This is a genomic window from Natronococcus sp. CG52 (assembly GCF_023913515.1).
Lineage (GTDB): Archaea > Halobacteriota > Halobacteria > Halobacteriales > Natrialbaceae > Natronococcus > Natronococcus zhouii.
The window spans coordinates 23,951-41,230 of record NZ_CP099391.1 but is presented as its reverse complement, the minus strand read 5'-3'; the positions used below and the strand labels follow the sequence as shown (position 1 = coordinate 41,230).

The following is a 17,280-nucleotide window of genomic DNA, read 5'->3' as shown; positions in this document are numbered from 1 at the left end:
ACCGTGATCTCTGGTTTTTGAGCCGCTCGTCAGAGCTTGCTCTGACGGTGGATGAACGTGCGAACGGGGAGGGACGACCCGTGAGCGAACGAATCGGCTGGGGAGGACGTGGCGATCCCCTGTCGCCAGTTTGGGCAGGGCGCTCGAATTCTCAGCGACTCCGGCAAAGACAGCACTGGTACGTTCGCACCGCTACGCAACGGATCGACTGGCTCGGAGTACATCTGAAACATCAAATAACGAACTCGAACCGACGGGCACTGGCACTTACTCGAGGTCGACCAGCCGTTCCTTCTGCGCCCGCGTTAGCTGCTTGATCTCGTACTCGCGAGACATCGCGGCCGACTTCGACTCGTACCCCTCGTGATAGCGGAGTTCGACCGGCGTTCGACCGCGGGTATATTTCGCTCCGTCCCCCGCGTCGTGTTCGGCGACGCGTCGCTCGAGGTCGGTCGTGTATCCGGTATAAAGGGAGCCGTCGGCGCACTCGAGAACGTAGACGACGTGGTCGGCGTCGGCCATCGAGCGACAGTACGGCGCCGCCTCGTAAAAAGCGTCTCGTCCGCGGGTTCGGTGGCTAGGGTCGGGGTCCGGGTTCGTGTTCAGTGGCGATGCTCGAACGTCAGGAGCCGCGAGCGCGCTCCTTCGCGGCTTCCGCGATCCCAGCGTTCGCCGAACAGCTCACGCAGGCGTGAATTTCGCCGTACTCGTCGGCGAAAACGCGTGCGAAGCGTTCGGACACGTGCGCGTCGCAGTGGTCACACTTGGGCATTGGTCACACCGGCTTCAGCCGGTACCCAAAGCTACCGGGTGTATGAATAAATAGCCTTTCCCATACACTGTCTAGATTTCGAACGGCGGAAGAATATTTTTAGTAAACTGGTATCGATCGGGTCAGTTTCGAGCGTCGTCGAGCGCCCGCGCGATCAGCGTCGCCTGTGCGCCCGCGACGAATCCCGCGTCGACGTTGACGACCGACAGGACCGTACACGACTGCAACATCCCCGAAAGCGCCGCCTCGCCGTCGCCGGCGTGGCCGTAGCCGCTCGAGACCGGAACGCCGATCACCGGCGTGTCGACGAGGCCGGCGACGACCGTCGGCAGGGCTCCCTCGCGACCGGCGGCGACGATCAACACGTCCGTCTCGCGAAGCCGCTCGAGCTGGTCGAGCATGCGATCGAGCGCCGCGACGCCGACGTCGTCGACGCGGTCGACTGCCGCTCCGGCGTCCCGGCAGACGGCTGCGGCCTCGTCTGCGACCGGTCCGTCGACGGTTCCCGCGGTGACGATACCGACCGTCGCCTCGAGCGACGGTCGTTCGTGGCCGGCCGTGCGAACGAGGACGGTCGAGCTCCACCGCTCGAGCGTGGCGTCGGGAAACGATTCGAGGAGGGTCGACTCGAGCGTCTCGATCTGGTCGTCGTCGGCCCGGGTGATCAGCGCTCGGCCGGTCGTCTCGAGTGCGGTTTCGGCGAGGGCGACGACCTGGGCGGCGGATTTGCCCGCCGCGAAGATGCCCTCCGGAATTCCGCGACGCTGCTGTCGGGCCGCGTCGAACCGGCCCGCGTCTCCGGTCACGTAGCCTCTGAGTTCGGCCTCCGCCTCGGTCGGCGAGAGCGAGCCGTCGGCGACGGCCTCGAGGAGTTCGCGCATACCTGCTCTCGGTGACGGATCCACTCGAATCCGTCGACCGACCGTCGAGTCGGATCGGTTTCGGAAACGCGCGCGAGCGGACCCAGACCGCGCGCGAGCCGGTTCCTCCGGTTCCAGCGCCGGGAAATCGGGTCGCCGAACTCATCAAACATATATTTTCCGGTGGAATGAGGTGGCCAAACAGGCGAACTAACCGCTGCAACCCCGGTATCCCGCGAAATAACCACAACACTTATAATAGGGAAACAGGAACGGATACAGCGTATGGCAGACCTTATCGTCAAAGCCGCTGTGAAGGAAGCGCTCGATGACAAGAACGTCGCTTCGGACTTTTACGACGCACTCGACGAGGAAGTCGACCAGCTCCTCGAGGACGCCGCTCGACGCGCCGAGGCCAACGACCGGAAGACGGTCCAGCCTCGCGACCTGTAAGGCGTCCGCTCGAAACAATTTTTATCGACGCAACGACCGGATAGCGCTGGCTGAAGGTATAACGGATTGATATGCGAAATTGTCGACGAGACGCAGTTCCTGCCAGTGGTTCCGAGAGTCACACTGCTTCACACCGAGTTCCGGCGGCCAAAACGGAGTGATAGACGCGTTAGCGGTGCTGCTCGAGAGGTCTTTGTCGTTCGGCGAAGACCACGTACTCGACGTCCGGGGGCGTATCGATCGATATCGCGCCGATCGAACGCCGGGATCGATTTTTTGACGATCCCCGACGAACAGCGGGAGCGGGTATGTTGCGCAAACTACTGATCGCCTTCGGCATCTTCGAGATCGCGATGCCACAGCCGGTTATCGACGCGTGCGAACGGATCGGGCTCGAGAATCCTGCGGAAGCGAAACTGCGCCCCTGGGCGCTTCAGGGCGCTCGACTCGAGGGCGCCGTGTTCGTCTGGCTGCTCGCTCGCCGGGAGTCAGGATCGACGATCGTCAGCACGCTTCTCGGACTCGCCGGGGTGATGCTGGTGGTCCTCCCGCAGCCGATCATCGAACTGAGCCAGCGGCTGGTCTACGAGAACGTCGACGATCTCGAGTTGAAACCGTGGATCGAGCCCGCAGCCCGCCTCCTGGGCGTGCTGTACCTGATCGTCGTTTCGCTCTCGGTGTTCGGCGACGACTCGACGCGAGACGTCGACCGCCACCAGAACTGAGCTGCACGGGTTGGGATTCGACCAAGACGGTGATCGGGTGGCGGGTGTCGCGGCGCTCCGGTGTCGCAGGCGCGCTCAGTACCGCCGTTCTTCGACCCCGTCGTCCGTCCCGACGTAGGTCGCGTCCGCGAGTCCGACGAAGATGCCGTGCTCGACGACCCCGGGAACGCTCGAGAGCCAGTTCGAAAGCGCCTCGGGATCGTCGATCGCGCCGAGCTCGCAGTCGAGCACCAGGTTTCCGTTGTCGGTGACGACGGGACCGTCCTTCCCTTCGGCGCTTCGCAGCGTCGGTTCGCCGCCGAGTTCGCCGACGCGGTCGGCGACGACGGTGTGGGCGTCGGGGAGGACTTCGACTGGAACCGGACGCTCGAGTCGGGTGGCCAGTTTGGACGGGTCTGCGACGACGGCGAACCGGTCCGCCGCCGCGTCGACGAACTTTTCGCGCGCGTGTGCCGCGCCCCCGCCCTTGATCAGGGTGCCGAACGCCGCCGCATCGGCGTCGTCGACGACCTGGTCGGCGCCGTCGATCGCGAGGTCGACGTTCTCGACGGCGTCGAGAGAAGTCAGCGGGATGCCGACCTCGAGCGCCAGCCGACGGGACTGAAAGGAGGTCGGGATACCGCGCACGTCGAGTCCCTCGTCGACGGCTCGCCCGATCGCTTCGATCGCGTAGGCTGTCGTCGAGCCGGTTCCGAGTCCGACCACGAATCCGTCCTCGACTTCCTCGGCCGCGCGTTCACCCGCGCGTCGCTTCGCCGCGTCGGCTCCTCCGTCGGTCTTCATACGTCTTGAAGCGAACCCCGGCGGCAAAAACGTTGCAGTCGTTCCGACGAGACGGCGAACCAGCGTCGGCGAGCGGCTCACTCGACGCTCGAGCGGTATCGACGGTTTCGACAAAAATGATGGTTCGAACGCCACGCGCGTGGCTGGCTGTATTCCCTGCTGGCCATCCCCTGTGGCCATCTCGGTGTTCGACGCCGTCTGTTTTGTACTATTCGTATACTTTCACTCTGTGAGACGCTTGCTCCGATATCGGTTCGGAAAGCCGTCTGCCAGCGCTGCGCGATCGCGCGGTCGTAACTCGAGTCCGTCGAGACGAGATCCCTGTTTCATACCGCGTAACATGTGTTGAAGGGAAGATACTTGTCGTTCTCGGCGAGAGTGCGAAACGGCTGGGGCCACACGGTGAGTTACGGTCGTCAGACGTCACAATCTTCCATCGGAGGTCTCAGCCGCCCCTCTTTGCCTCGAGTCCCGCGGTTTGGACGCGAGCGTGGCTCCGCGCGCAACGTTCGAACAACTACCGAACCGATCCGTACGGACAGTTCGAGCGACGCGGCTCACCACCCCTTCGGTGACGAATCTTTTTCCTTGATTCCGTAGACGGGACCCTATGGCGACCACCGACACGGCAGTCTCGCTCTCGAACGTCCGCAAGACCTACCGCGTCGGCGAACCCGTCCACGCGCTCGACGACGTCTCGCTCGAGATCGATCGCGGCTCCTACACGGCGATCATGGGGCCGAGCGGGTCGGGAAAGTCGACGCTGATGAATCTCGTCGGCTGTCTGGACACGCCCTCCGAAGGAGAGGTGTTCATCGACGATCGCAACGTCGGAAGCCTCAGCGGACGCGAGCGGACTAACCTCCGGGGAACGGAGGTCGGCTTCGTCTTCCAGACGTTCAACCTCATGCCCCGGCTGACCGCCCTCGAGAACGTCGCGCTGCCGCGGCTGTTCCAGGGCGCCGACCGGGACGACCGCCGCGAACGAGCGCGAACACTGCTCGAGCGGGTCGGTCTCGCCGACCGGGAGGACCACCGGCCGAACGAACTCTCCGGCGGCCAGCGCCAGCGAGTCGCGCTCGCGCGGGCGCTGGTGAACGATCCGTCGATCGTGCTGGCCGACGAGCCCTCGGGGAATCTGGACACCGAGACGGAAGCCGAGGTGCTCGACCTCTTCGGCGAGTTCCACGACGCCGGCACGACGATGGTCGTCGTCACCCACGAACGCCACGTCGCCGAGCGCGCCGAACGGATCGTCCACCTTCTCGACGGAGCGATCGACCGCGTCGAAGAACTCGGCGGTGGGAACGGGGGAACCGGCACGAACGACGACACCGGCGCGAGCGACGGTCCCGGAACGACCGACGGGGCGAACCGCTGATGCGACCGCGTGCGAGTCTTCGCTTGGCCTGGCGGTCGATCCGCGGGCACAAACTTCGCTCGGCGCTGACGACGCTCGGAGTCGTCATCGGAATCGCGGCGGTGATCGCTTTCGTCACGCTCGGCGCGAGCCTGCAGGCGGGGATCATCGGTGACATCAGCCCCGACGACCAGCGCAACGTCTACGGCTGGGCCGCCGACCCCGATACCGAGGGCGGACCGCTGGCGGGCGCGCAACCGGTATTTAGTCAGGACGACCTCGAGGGCGTCGAGGAACTCGAGGACGTGGAGGCGGCCTACGGCTACGCGCCGATCCAGAGCCAGTCGGTGTCGAACGGCGACGAGCAGATCGCCCAGGGCGACGGACTGGTCGCGTCCGGGCCGTCGTACATCCGCGAGGAGCGACTCGCGGACGGCAGACAGTTCGAGACGGGCGAACGCGAGGCGGTGATCAACCCCGCGGCCGCGGAGCAGTTCGAGGAGAACGTCACCGTCGGCGACGAACTCGCGATCACGGTCATCGGCGGCGAGCGGATCACGGTCGAAGTCGTCGGAATCACCGACAACAGCGAGGGGTTGAGTCCGTTCGAGGGGTTCGAATCGTCGCCGCGGATCTACGTCCCGACCGATCCCTACTACGTCGAGCGGGCGGCCGGGATCGGGGGAGACGCCGGAGGAGGCGAAGCCGACGGAACCGCGGAGACCGGCGACGCCCGCTTCATCGCCATCATCATCGAGGGGGAGTCCGCCAGCGAGGCGGATATCGACGCCGCCCGCGAGAGCGCCGTCGCGTACCTCGAGAGCGACGCAGCCGACGCGAGCGAGTTCCTCGGCAACGACCTCGAGATAACGTTCCGGACGAGCACGGAGCTGCTCCAGCAGCTGCAGGACGTTCTCGATCTCCTGCAGAACTTCATCGTCGGCATCGCCGCCATCTCCCTGCTGGTCGGGTCGATCGGCATCGCGAACATCATGCTCGTCAGCGTCACCGAGCGCACCCGCGAGATCGGGATCATGAAAGCGGTCGGCGCACAGAACCGGGACGTGCTCGGCCTCTTTCTCACGGAGGCGGTGATTCTGGGCGTCATCGGCGCCGTACTGGGAACGGCGCTCGGTCTCGTCGCGGGCTACGTGGGCGCGTGGTACATCGATCTCCCGCTGGTCTACCCCTACGAGTACGTCGCCCTCGCGATCGCGGTCGGGATCCTCGTCGGGATCCTCTCGGGACTGTACCCGGCCTGGCGGGCGGCGCGGACGGATCCGATCGACGCGCTCCGGTACGAGTGAGTCGTCGCGAGCGTCACTCGTCCCGGTCGGACTCGTGTTCCTCGTGCCATCGCAGCGGGTCGGAGGGATCGGATTCGGCGCCTTCGGCGGCTTCCGGCCGGTCCTCGCGGTTCGATACGTTCGAGCGGTCCGGATCGTCGCGGTCGGTCTCGAACGGCTCCCGCGGCTCTCGCGTCTCCGATCGAGGTCGGTCGTCGGTCGTCGGCGTTCGTTTCCGCCTCGACTCGCGCCCGCTCATTCCGATCGTCTCTCGCGTCTTCGCGTGCCGTTCCGGATACTCACGCGCCAGGTAGGCGCCGAGATACCCGCCGAGCAGCGACAGTCCGACGGTGTAGAGGAACGCGAACAGCACGAGCGCGAGGATCACGAGCACGACGAACGCGAATCCCTCTGCCGGGGCGGCGGCGACGCCCATCCCGAAGCCGACGACCCCGATCGCGAGGAGTGCGACGGCGGCGATCGGGACGAACGTGACCGCGCCGGCGAGGGCGCCGACGAGCGCCCCGTCGCGCTCGTCCGGACCCTCGAGAAATCCTGCGACGGCGCCGCCGATGATCGTCGAGAACGGGACGAACGAGAGGACGATACCGACGACGGCACCGATGATCGCGTTGATGATCGTTCGGCCACTGGCCATACGTGACCGACGACGGGCAGATAGAAAAGCTGGACGGCTGAGTGGGCTGGGGACGAGACGCGGACTCGAGCGTCAGTCGTCGGACGAGTTGCCAGGTTCCGCCTCGACGGGTTCGGCCGGCGTCTCCGACTCCGGCCTCGCGAAGTCCTCGAGCGTCGTGTCGCCGTTGACCTCCTCGGCGAGCAGGTCGACGGCCTCGACGAAGACCGCGACGATCAGCGGGCCGACGACGATTCCGATCGCGCCGAGCGTAAAGAGGCCGCCTGTGAAGCCGACGAAGTAGAGACTGCCCGGCAAGCCGGCGGAGCGGCGGGCGAGTCGCGGTCGAACGGCGATGTCGGGAAACCAGGCAACCAGCCCGATTCCGAGGACGCCGACCAGCGCCGCTGCGGCCAGTTCGCCCGCGGCGACGTGGTAGAGCGCGATCGGTGCGACGAGCAGGCTCGGGCCGATGATCGGGACGAACTGCAAGATTGCGGCGAAGAGCGCGAGCGTGAAGGCCATCTCGTAACCCAGCAGCCGGAACAGCGGGTAGCCGATCAGCAGCGAGGCGACAGACGTGGCGAGTTGCAGCACGTAGATCGCGTACAGCGTCTCCCGGGCTCGAGTGGCGAGCGCGTGGACGACGTCGCGGAACTCGTGTGGAACGGGGGCGATCGCCGCTCGTCCGGCCGCGTCGCCCTTGTACAGTAGCGCGAACAGCAGGATGACGAAGAGGGCGAACTTGATCGCGAGCACCGGAAGCGACGACGCGAGGGAGACGGCGAGGTCGCGCAGGAAGGTCACTGCGAGCGTCTGGACCTCCCCTGCCTCGATCGTGTACGTCACGTCGAGCACCGTGACCGGCATCTCCGGCGGAACGTCCTCGACGAGGGCGATCACCTCGTCGATTCGGAAGTACAGCGTGAGGACGATCGGCGAGAAGACGGCGACCGCGCCCACGAAACCGAGTAGCGTCGCGGCGACGGCGGACGTCCACTCGGAGAGCCCCCGCCTGACCAGCCATCCCTGTACGGGAAGCAGAACGTAGGCGACCGTCAGCGCGAAGAGGATCGTTCCGAGGACCTCGAGCAGGATCGCCCCGGTTACGACGCCGAGCGCAGCAACCACACCAGCGAGCACGTGGCGGCGTCGTCGCGCTCCGTTCGCGTTCGCTGTCACACCGGTGAGTCTCAGCCGTCGGATAAAACCTTTCTGTCCCGGACCCGATGCCGGGGAAATCGCCGCGAGAAGACGGACGTCGGTCGATACGGGGTGATCCCGGCGCTTAAGGCGATACGGCGTATCACTACCGCTATGAAACGGCGTTCGGTCGTACGGGCCGTCGGTGGCGGTGGGCTCGCCGGGTTAGCCGGCTGTTTCACCCGCGAAGCGGACGACGAGGAGGAAGCGGAACCGGCCGACGTCGACGACCGGGACGACCCCGAGCCCGAAGAGCCCGACCTCGACGGGACGCTCCGGATCGCCACAACCGAGTCGATGGTCCGCGGCGAGCGAGCCGCCGACGAGCGACTCAGGGAACTCTTCGAGGAGGAGTTTCCCGACGCGGAACTCCAGTGGACGATCCCGGAAGCCGGCCTCGATCACTACGTCCGGCGCGTCCACCAGGAGGCCGAAATCGACGCGGACGTCTACTTCGGGCTCACTCCGGCCGCGCTCGCAGCGGTCGACCGCGAACTCGAGGGGCGCGAACTCTTCCGCCAACTCAACCAGGATCGGATCACAGCGACCGACCGCATCCGCGATGATCTCGAGTTCGGCGATCCGAACGGTCGCGTTCTCCCCTCCGGGGTGCGATACAGCTGTCTCCTCCACGCGGATGACGACGAACTCGAGGCCCCCGAAACGCTCGCTGACCTGACCGAGCCCGAGTACGAGGAGACGCTGCTGATTCCCCATCCCGAGCGCGCCGACTCGGGGCTGGCGTTTCTCCTCTGGACGATCGACGCCTTCGGAACCGACGGCTACCTCGACTACTGGAGCGGACTCCGAGAGAACGGCGCCCGGATCACCGACGGCTGGGCGGCGTCCGACGAGCTCTACGCGGCGGCGGAGCGACCGCTGTCAGTCGCCTACTCGACCGATCCGGTGATCGCCGATCGAGAGGATCGAGATCCGGACCGCTACCGGGTCGCGTTCCCGGACGAACAGGGGTACGAGACACCCCTCGGGGTGGCCATCTTCGATCAGGCCGAGAAGATCGATCTCGCCTACGACTTCCTCAACTTCGCCCTCTCGAGCGAGGTGCAGGTCGAACTCGCCGAACGACGGGCCCAGATTCCCGCGGTCAGCAACGCGTTCGTCGATCTCGACGAGGGGTTCGAGGAGCGCGCCGAGATTCCCGCGGAGTCCGTGACTATCGAATACGATCGACTGCGAGGCAGCCTCGAGGAGTGGCTCGGTAACTGGAGCAGCGCGGTCGAGGGCGGCGCGGTGGACACCATCGAAGAGCAGCCGTCGTTACGACAACCGTGACCGGAACCGCTCGAGGCCGTGCTCGAGCATATCGGGACTGACGGGCTGGAACTCGTCGTCGTCGGGCAGGTACGGTCGAACCGAATCCCAGCTATCGCGAGCGTAGCGCTCGTCCAACAGCACGCGAACGCCGACGTCCTCTGGCGAGCGGATGACGCGACCGATCGCCTGGCGCGCCTTCCGCACCGCGGGAATCGTCAGCGCGTACGTGAACCCGTCCTCGAAGGCGTCGTCGTAGGCTCGGCGGACGGCCTTCGTCCGGGGACTCGAGGTGTTGACGATCGGGACGCCACAGACGACGGCCGCCGAGAGCCGGTCACCGCTGTAGTCGACGCCCTCGGTGAGCGTCCCCCGGAGGCTCGTGACGAGCACCTTCCCGTCGCCCGCGAAGAACTCGCTTTTGAGCGACTGGGTGGTCTCGTCGTCGCTCGCGGCGTCGAGCAGGACGGGTTTCTCGATCCGCTCCTCGACGACGCCCGCGGCCCACTCGGCCTCCGCGTAGCTCGGCATGCCGACGAGGACGTTTCCGGGGAGACGAGCGACCTTCGCGATAGCGTCGGCGTAGTGCGTTCTGGTCGGATTGGTCTCTCCGGGTCGCCCCCGGTTCTCGTAGGTGTACTTGGGCGCGGCGACCGCGAAGCTCTCGCGGTTCGTCTCCGGGAAGTGCAGTCCGTACCGCCGTTCGACGACCGGGCGGTCCTCCTCGCGAGCGAGGTAGTCGAGGCCCGTCACCTCGGTGAAGGCATCCATGGGCTCGAGTGTCGCACTCATCAGGATCCCGCCGCCGAAGCTCCCGAGGCGCTCGCCGATGGCGTCGCTCGGCACGCAGTTGTGCAGGGCGAGTCGGGCGGTGTAGGCCCGGCGCCACGAGTCGGCGGGTTCGGTGTCGTCCCAGGTCCGCTCGAGTTCGATCTCCCGGAAGTAGTCGGTGTGGTCGCGGCGGTACCACTCGCCGAGGACGCGACCGACGGCTGGCGCGGCGCGGGTGCGCTCCTCGTCCTCGGCCTCGTTCAGGACGCGCTCGACGACGGCGCCGGCGGCCTCGGCGCGAACCCAGACGGCGTCGCTGTAGCCGGCGTCGACGGCCCACTCGGAGAGTTCGTCCTCGGCGGGTTCCTGCGGGTCGCGTAGCGGGATCTCGTCGTCCGCGAGTTCGGTCAGGTTCGACTTCCACCCCCGGTGAGTCCGGTCGAGATGGGCGGTGACCCGGCGGTCGAGTTCCTGCCGAAGGTCTCGAACGAACTCGAGCGTGCGTGCGAGTTCCTCGAACGAGACGTCGCTGTCCGCCAGTTCTCCGCGAACGAGTTCGGCGTCGGCCGTCTTCGATCCGCCCTCCGCCTGGCGTCCCTCGCGTTCGAACCTGATCGGCTGGATGACCCGCGAGAGTTCGGTTTCGGCGTCGCGCAGGGTCGTGTCGCCGACGCCGTCACTGACCAGGTCCCGCACCCGGGGCTCGAGCATGTGGGCCTCGTCGCAGACGACGAACGTCGAGTCGTCGAGCAGCGCGCCGGTGAAGGTGTTCGTCGTCGTCGGATCGAACGCGTGGTAGTAATTTCCCAGGACGACCTCGACGTGGCCGAGCAGCGCCCCCATCACGGAGTGGGGGCAGGTGCCGTGTCGAACGGATCGCGCGACGAGATCCTCGGGAGTGAGTAGGCCGGCGCTCGTAAAGTCGAACGGGACGGCCTCCGAGGCGTCTCCGTCGCTCTCCTCTTCGGGCAGGTCCTCGAGGTACTGCGCGTAGAACGGGCAGTACTCGGTTTCGGCGCCGACCGCTCCCCCGTCGCCGTACGTCGGCATTTCCGGCGGATAAGCGGCCGTCTCCCCGGCGGTCTCGAGGAACCGGCCCGTCGTTCCGGCCGTCCCGCTGTCGGCGAGTCCGGTCTGTTGCTGGCGCGCCCGCGCGGTCAGCGTGCCGGCCGTCGTCTCCCCGCCCTCACCGGTGAGGTCGCGGGTTCGGTCCCGCAGCGTCTCACAGCGGTCGTAGACGTTGCCGTCGTCGATCCCGCCCGCTCCCTCCCGGTTGTACGGGCAGACGTCGGCCTTGCCGACGAGGGTCAGTCCCGAGATCGGGTTCCAGTCGTCGGGCAGGTTCGCGTTGATCGTCTCGAGGTCGGCCTCGAACTGGCGCAGTTGCTGCTTGACGCTCGTGAGCACGAACACGCGCTCGTAGTCGGTGTCGGGATCGCGCACGAGGTCGATCCCCGCGCTGAGCGCAATCATCGTCTTTCCGGTGCCACAGGCCCCCTCGACGACGGTGTAGCCGTCGTCTCGAGCGGTCTCGATTGCGGTCTCGATACCGTCGACCTGCTCGTCGTAGGGTTGCTCGTGGCCGAAGATCGAGCGCCAGTCCGTCATTCTTGCCGTACTCATCGTCGGTCGTCCATAGCGTTGACGAACTGCGATTGCGGCGGCTTCGAATATAAACGTGCGGACCGGCTGGCGCAATCGCCCGCTGGCGGGCGACAGCAGCAGCGGGTTACCGGTTCCGGGACTCGGTTGCTCGTTCGATCGTCGCTTCGACGAGTCGCTTTCCGCCGAGCAGACACTCGCGGAGGACGGGTGCGCCGTCGTAGAGCCAGATCAGCGCGGCGAAGGCGGCCATGGCGAACTGGAGCAGGATGTACGTCGAGGGATCGCTCGAGAACAGTTCGTGTCGGTAATGCGTGAAAAACACGAAGAACTGGTCGATGAAGCCGGGACCGTGTTCGTGGGCGTGGAGGTGAGCGTCGCCCCTCTCGACCGGCCACAGGACGATCCAGAAGATGAGGTGGTCGTTCCGGACGTAGCCGTCGACGATGTCAGCGGGCAGGTGCAGGAGGTAGCCGACGGCGAACGCAACGCCAGTTCGGGGTCGGTCGTAGGACCTGGCGAGTGCACCGACGGCGACCGACAGCGGAATCGCGAAGAAGATCGAGTGGCCGAGCGCGTATCCGACCTCGAAAATCTCGTACTCCCACGTCAACGGTTTGTCGATCAGGTCGGGAAGCACCGACGCGAAGACGACCGCGAACGCCTCGAGGCCGCCGGGAGAGTCCCGGTAGTAGGTGTGACAGAACAGCGAGTAGGCGAGATACCCCACGATTGCGTGTTCCCACGGCCACATGATCTGACCCTCGGGCGGCCAGTATAATAATCGTTCTTCCCGAGTTAGTAACGATCGTTGGGGACAGACGTCCCGGTCGCGAGGGACGAGAAGACGGCAAACGCAACGCCTTCCAATCTTCCTCCAACGGACCGTATGAGCGATTCTATCGACGTCGACGAGTGGCGCGACGAACTCGAGTCAAAGCGCGCCGAGAAGGACGAGTTCTTCGCCGAGCATCCCCAGTCGCCGATTCCGCCCGAGGATCGCGACGGCTTCGACGGGCTCGAGTACTTCAGCCCGGACTCGGACTACCGCGTCGCCGCGACCGCTACGGTCCACGACGATCCGGAGGTCGTGTTGATGGATACGACCGCGGATCGAGAGATGCGGTATCTTCGGACCGTCACGCTCGAGTTCGAACTCGAACGCGACGACGAGGACCTCGAGGACGGGACGTTCGAACTGGCCGGCTATCAACTCGAGAGCCCCGACGAGGAGCCGATCTTCATCCCGTTCCGGGACAAGACGACCGGTCAGCAGAGCTACCGGGGCGGGCGATACATGGAACTCGCGCCGGATCGGGACCTCGAGACCGGCGACGAACTCGTCGTCGACTTCAACCTCGCGTACACGCCGTTTTGCGCCTACAGTGAGACCTTCGACTGTCCGCTGCCCCCCGAGGAGAACTGGCTCGAGATCGCGATTCCGGCGGGCGAGGGGTTCGAATCGAACTGACGCAGTCAGTGCGAGTGAGACACGGGGGATCGTTTCGACTCGAGCGAGCCCGAGTGAGCAGTATCGGCTCGAAGCTGCACGAAGGGTGTGAATCGACTGACGTGAGCCGAATAGAGCGGAGCGTCGAGCCCGGTTCGAGTGGAAACCAAGGGGTGCGCCGCGCCGTTCGACCCGAAATCAAGGGGCTACGCCGACCGTCAGGAGGGTGCCGTACTCGCGGTAGCGCTCGACCATCGCCTCGCGGGTGTCCCAGTCCTCGAGCGGGAACTCGGCCTCGCCGGGGATCGTGATCTCGCGGTCCGGAACGTTGTCCTGTTCGGCGACGAGGAGTCCCGCGTCGCGGAACGCCTCGCGGTACTGGTCGCGGTCCCAGCGGGTCATCTCGATCGAGATGAACTCCTGCCACTCGCGGGAGTGGACGTTTTCCTCGTAGTAGTTGACCGCGCAGTAGAACGTTCCGCCGGGACGAAGCACGCGGGCGACCTCCTCGAGCGTCTCGTGGGGATCGGCGGCGTAGTAGAACGCCTCCATGGACCAGATGTGATCGATCGAGTCGTCGGCGAACGGGAGCGAACCGAAGTCGCCGACGACGTAGCCGACCTGGCCGTCGTCCGTGTAACCCGCGGCGTTGTGGGCCATCTCCGGCGAGCCGTCGAGTCCGTAGACTCGGCCCGCACCCTTGGTGTCTCGCAGCGCCCGACCGGCGTAGCCGCTGCCACAGCCCAGATCGAGGACGGTATCGCCCGGTTCGACGGGCATCCGCGCGAGCGCGTGCTTGGCGGTGTGCCAGTGGCGCTCCTCCATCCCCCTGTCCTTTCCGCTCGTGGCCCAGTCGTCGAACTCCTCGCGAACGCTCATACGAGACTCATCAGCCCAGAGCATCAAAACGAGTTCGACTCGAGCACAGGCCGTAGAGAGCGGTCTGCTCCGTCGCATCGGAGGCGTACACGCGGCCGGGTGGCTCCGCTCGAAGTAGTGACCGACAGATTCTTTAGGTTGGCCTAAAAAGGTGTGACCGGAGAGGTTTAGGTCGGCCGAAAACCGTGGGCATCGGACGGCCGGCGATCGGACAGCGTTCGCTGTCTCACCCTCTCGACCGCTCTGCTGCGGGTAACCGGAAGGTATTAGTGTTTTAGGCTGGCCTAAACTATATATGCAACGACACGATCTCAGCGGGCGGGGAACGACGATCAACCGCCGGCGATTCCTCGGCGCGGGTTCGGCTGCGGTCGGCACGCTCGCCGTCGCCGGCTGTCTCGACGGTCTCGGCGGTGGAGACGAGGACCCGTTCGATAGTTACGAGCCCCAGGAAGCGGCCGCGGAATCGAGCGCCGTTTCCTGGGACGACCTCGGCGACCTCGAGGGCGAACTGACGATCTACTCCGCTCGGACCCAGGATCAGATCGATCCCCTGTTCGAGAAACTCGAGGACGAGTACGACGATTTCACGATCAAGCGTGACTACGACGACGAGGGCGATCAGCTGGCGAGTATCCTGGAGGAGGGCGAAAACAGCCCGGCGGACGTCTTCTACACGCAATCCTCGGGCGAACTCGCGCGACTCAAGGACGAAGGGCTCGCGCGCGAGCTGCCGGAAGACGTTATCGACGCGGTGGACGACAACTACCGAGACTCGGACGGACAGTGGACCGGTGCGTCCGGCCGGGTTCGTGCCGTGCAGTACAACACCGACCACTTCGACGGCGACGATCTTCCGGACGACATCTTCGCGTACGCCGAAGACGAGCGATTCCGGGACGTTATCTCGACGCGCCCGAATTCGGGGACCTTCCACTCGTTCATCGTCGCGATGATGGAGGAAGAGGGCGAAGACGCGACCCGCGAATGGGTCCGCGCGATGGTCGAGGATCAGAACGCGACGCTGTACAGTAGCGGCTCGGACCAGGCCGAGGCCGTTGCGAGCGGCGAACAGGAGATCGCGCTCGGCAACCAGTACTACGCCGGCCGCATCGTCGACGACGATCCGGACGCTCCCCTCGACGTGACGTTCACCAGTAACGATCCCGGCTGCCTGTTCAACGTCTCCGGCGTCGCCATTCTCGAGGGAGCGGACAAGCCGAACCTCGCGGCGGAGTTTACCCGCCACATCATCGCCGAACAGGGACAGGACTTCTTCGTCGACGTCAACGGAGAGTATCCCGTCGTCGACGGCGTCGAGTACGTCGGCGAACTCCCGACCCTCGACGAGATCGATCCGCTCGAGTTCGACCTGAACAAACTCGGCGACGTCGAGCCCGCCATCGACCTGCTCCGCGAAGAAGGAATGACGGTCTAATCGGACATCTCGCGCCGGTTCTCCGTCTCCGATGCGGTCCGCACTCCGTTCAGCGGCGCGAATCGCCGCCGTCCAGACCGGGACTCGAACGATCCGGCTGACCGGTAATTTTAGGAAGCCCTAAATCCGTTCCGCCGAAACACACCGGTCGAACTACTATCGTGGCATCGAACCGATTCGAGAAACTGTCGAACGCGGGCGAGAAAGTCTCATACCCCGGTTTGACGATTATTAGCGGGTTGATCGCGCTGCTCGTCGCGTCGCCGTTACTGTGGATCGTCCTGCGGGCACTGCAGGTGAATCCGACTCGAGCGGGCGAGTTGGTATTTTCAGCCCGGACCGCCGGTATTCTCCTTACCAGTCTGGGGCTCATGGTCTCGGTGACCGTCCTCTCGGTCGCCATCGGACTCCCGTTGGCGATTCTGACGACCCGAACGAATCTTCCATTTCGCCGGTTCTGGACCATCGTCGCCGCGCTGCCGCTGGTAATTCCGAGCTATATCGGCGCGTTCGCGTTCGTCTCCGCGTTCGGTCCGTACGGAGAAGTGAGTTCGCTCCTCGGTGTTCCGATGCCCCACGTTCGCGGGTTCTGGGGCGCCGTCCTGGTCATCACCCTGTATACGTATCCGTACGTCTTTCTCACCGCACGCGCCGCGCTTCTGTCGATGGACGCCTCGCTCGTCGACGCCGCACGGACGCTGAATGCGGACCGGTTCGAAGCGTTCCGTCGCGTGACCTTCCCGCAGATTCGGCCGGCGATCGCCGCCGGCGCGTTGCTGACCGCGCTCTATGCGATTTCGGACTTCGGAACGCCGGCGTTCATGCACGTCGAGGTGTTCACGAGTGCAATCTACTGGGAGTTCGGCGCGCTCAACGTGGAGTACGCGGCCCTGTTGTCGCTGCAGTTGCTCGCGGTAACTGGCATCGTCCTCCTGATCGAGGCGAACGTTGGACGCGATGAGGATGCGAGCGGCGGAACTCCGAGTGGATCCCAAATTCGGTTGGGCCGGTGGAAGTGGCCGGCGATGGGCACCGTCGCCGGGATCGGTATCTTGACGCTCGCGGTGCCGATCGCGATCTTCGGCGTCTGGATCGTTCGAGGGATCGGCGCCGAAGCCTCGACGTACGCGTTCGAGTGGGAGTACGCCCTCAACTCGGTCTATCTCGCCGGCCTCGCCGCGGTCATCGCCTGTACGTTTGCCATTCCCGTCGGCTATCTGTCGTCGCAGTCAGAATCGATACTCGCCCGACTGTTCGAACGCGTTACGTACGTCGGTTTCGCAGTCCCCGGAATCGTCATCGGTCTCGCGCTCGTCTTTTTCGGTGCGAACTACGTTCCGTTCATCTATCGGGAGGGCGTCGTCCTTCTCGTGTTCGCGTACGTCGTTCGGTTCCTCCCGCAAGCCGTCGGGAGCACGCGGACGTCCGTACTCCAGGTCGACGATCGACTCCCCGAAGCGGCGCGAACGCTGAACGCCGGTCGACTGGAAACCTTCCGCCGAGTAACGCTGCCGCTAATCGCGCCGGGGGTCGTCGCCGGGGGCGTCCTCGTCTTCCTGACCACGATGAAGGAACTTCCGGCAACGCTGATGCTGCAACCGATCGGAATGGAAACGCTCGTGACCCTCATCTGGAGCGCCCACGGAACCGCCCACTACCGGTACGCCGCGCTTCCCGCGCTCATCCTCGTCGTTATCTCCGGACTGTCGATGCTCGTGCTTTTGCGCCAGGAGGACGTCTGACGGTCCGGAATCGGGTTGTATCGCACGAACCGACCGCCCGTGCCCCC

At 65.5% G+C, this 17,280-nt stretch carries 17 protein-coding genes; 8 read left to right on the top strand and 9 right to left on the bottom strand.

Features of this window, described 5'->3' with window-relative positions:
• Positions 1-267: 267 nt before the first annotated feature.
• From NED97_RS00210 to larB, 3 genes are all read right to left on the bottom strand, one after another.
• Positions 268-522 (bottom strand): GIY-YIG nuclease family protein, encoded by a 255-nt coding sequence (locus NED97_RS00210; RefSeq protein ID WP_252488736.1) that lies wholly within the window; start codon positions 520-522, stop codon positions 268-270.
• A 100-nt stretch (positions 523-622) separates the two neighbouring features.
• Positions 623-772, bottom strand: coding sequence for a DUF7563 family protein (locus NED97_RS00205; protein ID WP_252488735.1), 150 nt, complete (start codon positions 770-772; stop codon positions 623-625).
• Between the two features lie 122 nt (positions 773-894).
• Positions 895-1,653 (bottom strand): nickel pincer cofactor biosynthesis protein LarB, encoded by a 759-nt coding sequence (gene larB / locus NED97_RS00200; RefSeq protein ID WP_252488734.1) that lies wholly within the window; start codon positions 1,651-1,653, stop codon positions 895-897.
• Positions 1,654-1,917: 264 nt separating this feature from the next.
• Between larB and NED97_RS00195 the strand changes: the two genes are divergently transcribed.
• A complete protein-coding gene (locus tag NED97_RS00195; RefSeq protein WP_086888072.1) occupies positions 1,918-2,085 on the top strand; it encodes a DUF1931 family protein in 168 nt (55 codons plus the stop codon).
• Between the two features lie 308 nt (positions 2,086-2,393).
• Positions 2,394-2,810, top strand: coding sequence for a hypothetical protein (locus tag NED97_RS00190; protein WP_252488733.1), 417 nt, complete (start codon positions 2,394-2,396; stop codon positions 2,808-2,810).
• Between the two features lie 75 nt (positions 2,811-2,885).
• On the opposite strand, the gene rpiA is transcribed toward NED97_RS00190, so the two are convergent.
• Positions 2,886-3,593: a ribose-5-phosphate isomerase RpiA gene (rpiA, locus tag NED97_RS00185; RefSeq protein ID WP_252488732.1), complete on the bottom strand. Its 708-nt coding sequence runs from the start codon at positions 3,591-3,593 to the stop codon at positions 2,886-2,888.
• 610 nt (positions 3,594-4,203) lie between these two features.
• Here rpiA and NED97_RS00180 point away from each other — a divergent pair.
• Positions 4,204-4,974 carry an ABC transporter ATP-binding protein gene (locus NED97_RS00180; RefSeq protein WP_252488731.1) on the top strand — a complete coding sequence of 257 codons (771 nt, stop codon included), beginning with the start codon at positions 4,204-4,206 and terminating at the stop codon, positions 4,972-4,974.
• Positions 4,974-6,260: an ABC transporter permease gene (locus tag NED97_RS00175; protein WP_252488730.1), complete on the top strand. Its 1,287-nt coding sequence runs from the start codon at positions 4,974-4,976 to the stop codon at positions 6,258-6,260. The genes NED97_RS00180 and NED97_RS00175 overlap by 1 nt, the downstream gene beginning before the upstream one ends.
• 13 nt (positions 6,261-6,273) lie before the next feature.
• Here the strand turns inward: NED97_RS00175 and NED97_RS00170 are convergent, their stop codons facing one another.
• Together NED97_RS00170 and NED97_RS00165 are read right to left on the bottom strand one after the other, a co-directional pair.
• Complete coding sequence (locus tag NED97_RS00170) at positions 6,274-6,897, bottom strand: DUF5518 domain-containing protein (protein ID WP_252488722.1); 624 nt, start codon at positions 6,895-6,897, stop codon at positions 6,274-6,276.
• A 72-nt stretch (positions 6,898-6,969) separates the two neighbouring features.
• A complete protein-coding gene (locus tag NED97_RS00165) occupies positions 6,970-8,058 on the bottom strand; it encodes an AI-2E family transporter (RefSeq protein ID WP_252488729.1) in 1,089 nt (362 codons plus the stop codon).
• 135 nt (positions 8,059-8,193) lie between these two features.
• On the opposite strand from NED97_RS00165, the gene NED97_RS00160 reads away from it, so the two are divergent.
• Positions 8,194-9,372 carry a thiamine ABC transporter substrate-binding protein gene (locus NED97_RS00160; RefSeq protein ID WP_252488728.1) on the top strand — a complete coding sequence of 393 codons (1,179 nt, stop codon included), beginning with the start codon at positions 8,194-8,196 and terminating at the stop codon, positions 9,370-9,372.
• On the opposite strand, the gene NED97_RS00155 is transcribed toward NED97_RS00160, so the two are convergent.
• A complete protein-coding gene (locus NED97_RS00155; RefSeq protein WP_252490663.1) occupies positions 9,358-11,730 on the bottom strand; it encodes an ATP-dependent DNA helicase in 2,373 nt (790 codons plus the stop codon). The two genes, NED97_RS00160 and NED97_RS00155, sit on opposite strands and share 15 nt — an antisense overlap.
• A gap of 121 nt (positions 11,731-11,851) precedes the next feature.
• Positions 11,852-12,478, bottom strand: a complete 627-nt coding sequence (locus NED97_RS00150) for a metal-dependent hydrolase (RefSeq protein WP_252488721.1) — start codon at positions 12,476-12,478, stop codon at positions 11,852-11,854.
• 135 nt (positions 12,479-12,613) lie between these two features.
• Here NED97_RS00150 and NED97_RS00145 point away from each other — a divergent pair, with 135 nt between their 5' ends.
• The gene (locus NED97_RS00145; protein ID WP_252488720.1) at positions 12,614-13,195 is read left to right on the top strand and encodes a DUF1684 domain-containing protein; all 582 of its coding nucleotides are present in this window, start codon (positions 12,614-12,616) and stop codon (positions 13,193-13,195) included.
• Positions 13,196-13,372: 177 nt separating this feature from the next.
• On the opposite strand, the gene NED97_RS00140 is transcribed toward NED97_RS00145, so the two are convergent.
• The gene (locus tag NED97_RS00140; protein WP_252488719.1) at positions 13,373-14,053 is read right to left on the bottom strand and encodes a class I SAM-dependent methyltransferase; all 681 of its coding nucleotides are present in this window, start codon (positions 14,051-14,053) and stop codon (positions 13,373-13,375) included.
• A 295-nt stretch (positions 14,054-14,348) separates the two neighbouring features.
• Here NED97_RS00140 and NED97_RS00135 point away from each other — a divergent pair, with 295 nt between their 5' ends.
• Complete coding sequence (locus NED97_RS00135; protein ID WP_252488718.1) at positions 14,349-15,491, top strand: extracellular solute-binding protein; 1,143 nt, start codon at positions 14,349-14,351, stop codon at positions 15,489-15,491.
• 161 nt (positions 15,492-15,652) lie between these two features.
• Complete coding sequence (locus NED97_RS00130; protein ID WP_252488717.1) at positions 15,653-17,233, top strand: ABC transporter permease; 1,581 nt, start codon at positions 15,653-15,655, stop codon at positions 17,231-17,233.
• Positions 17,234-17,280: the final 47 nt, after the last annotated feature.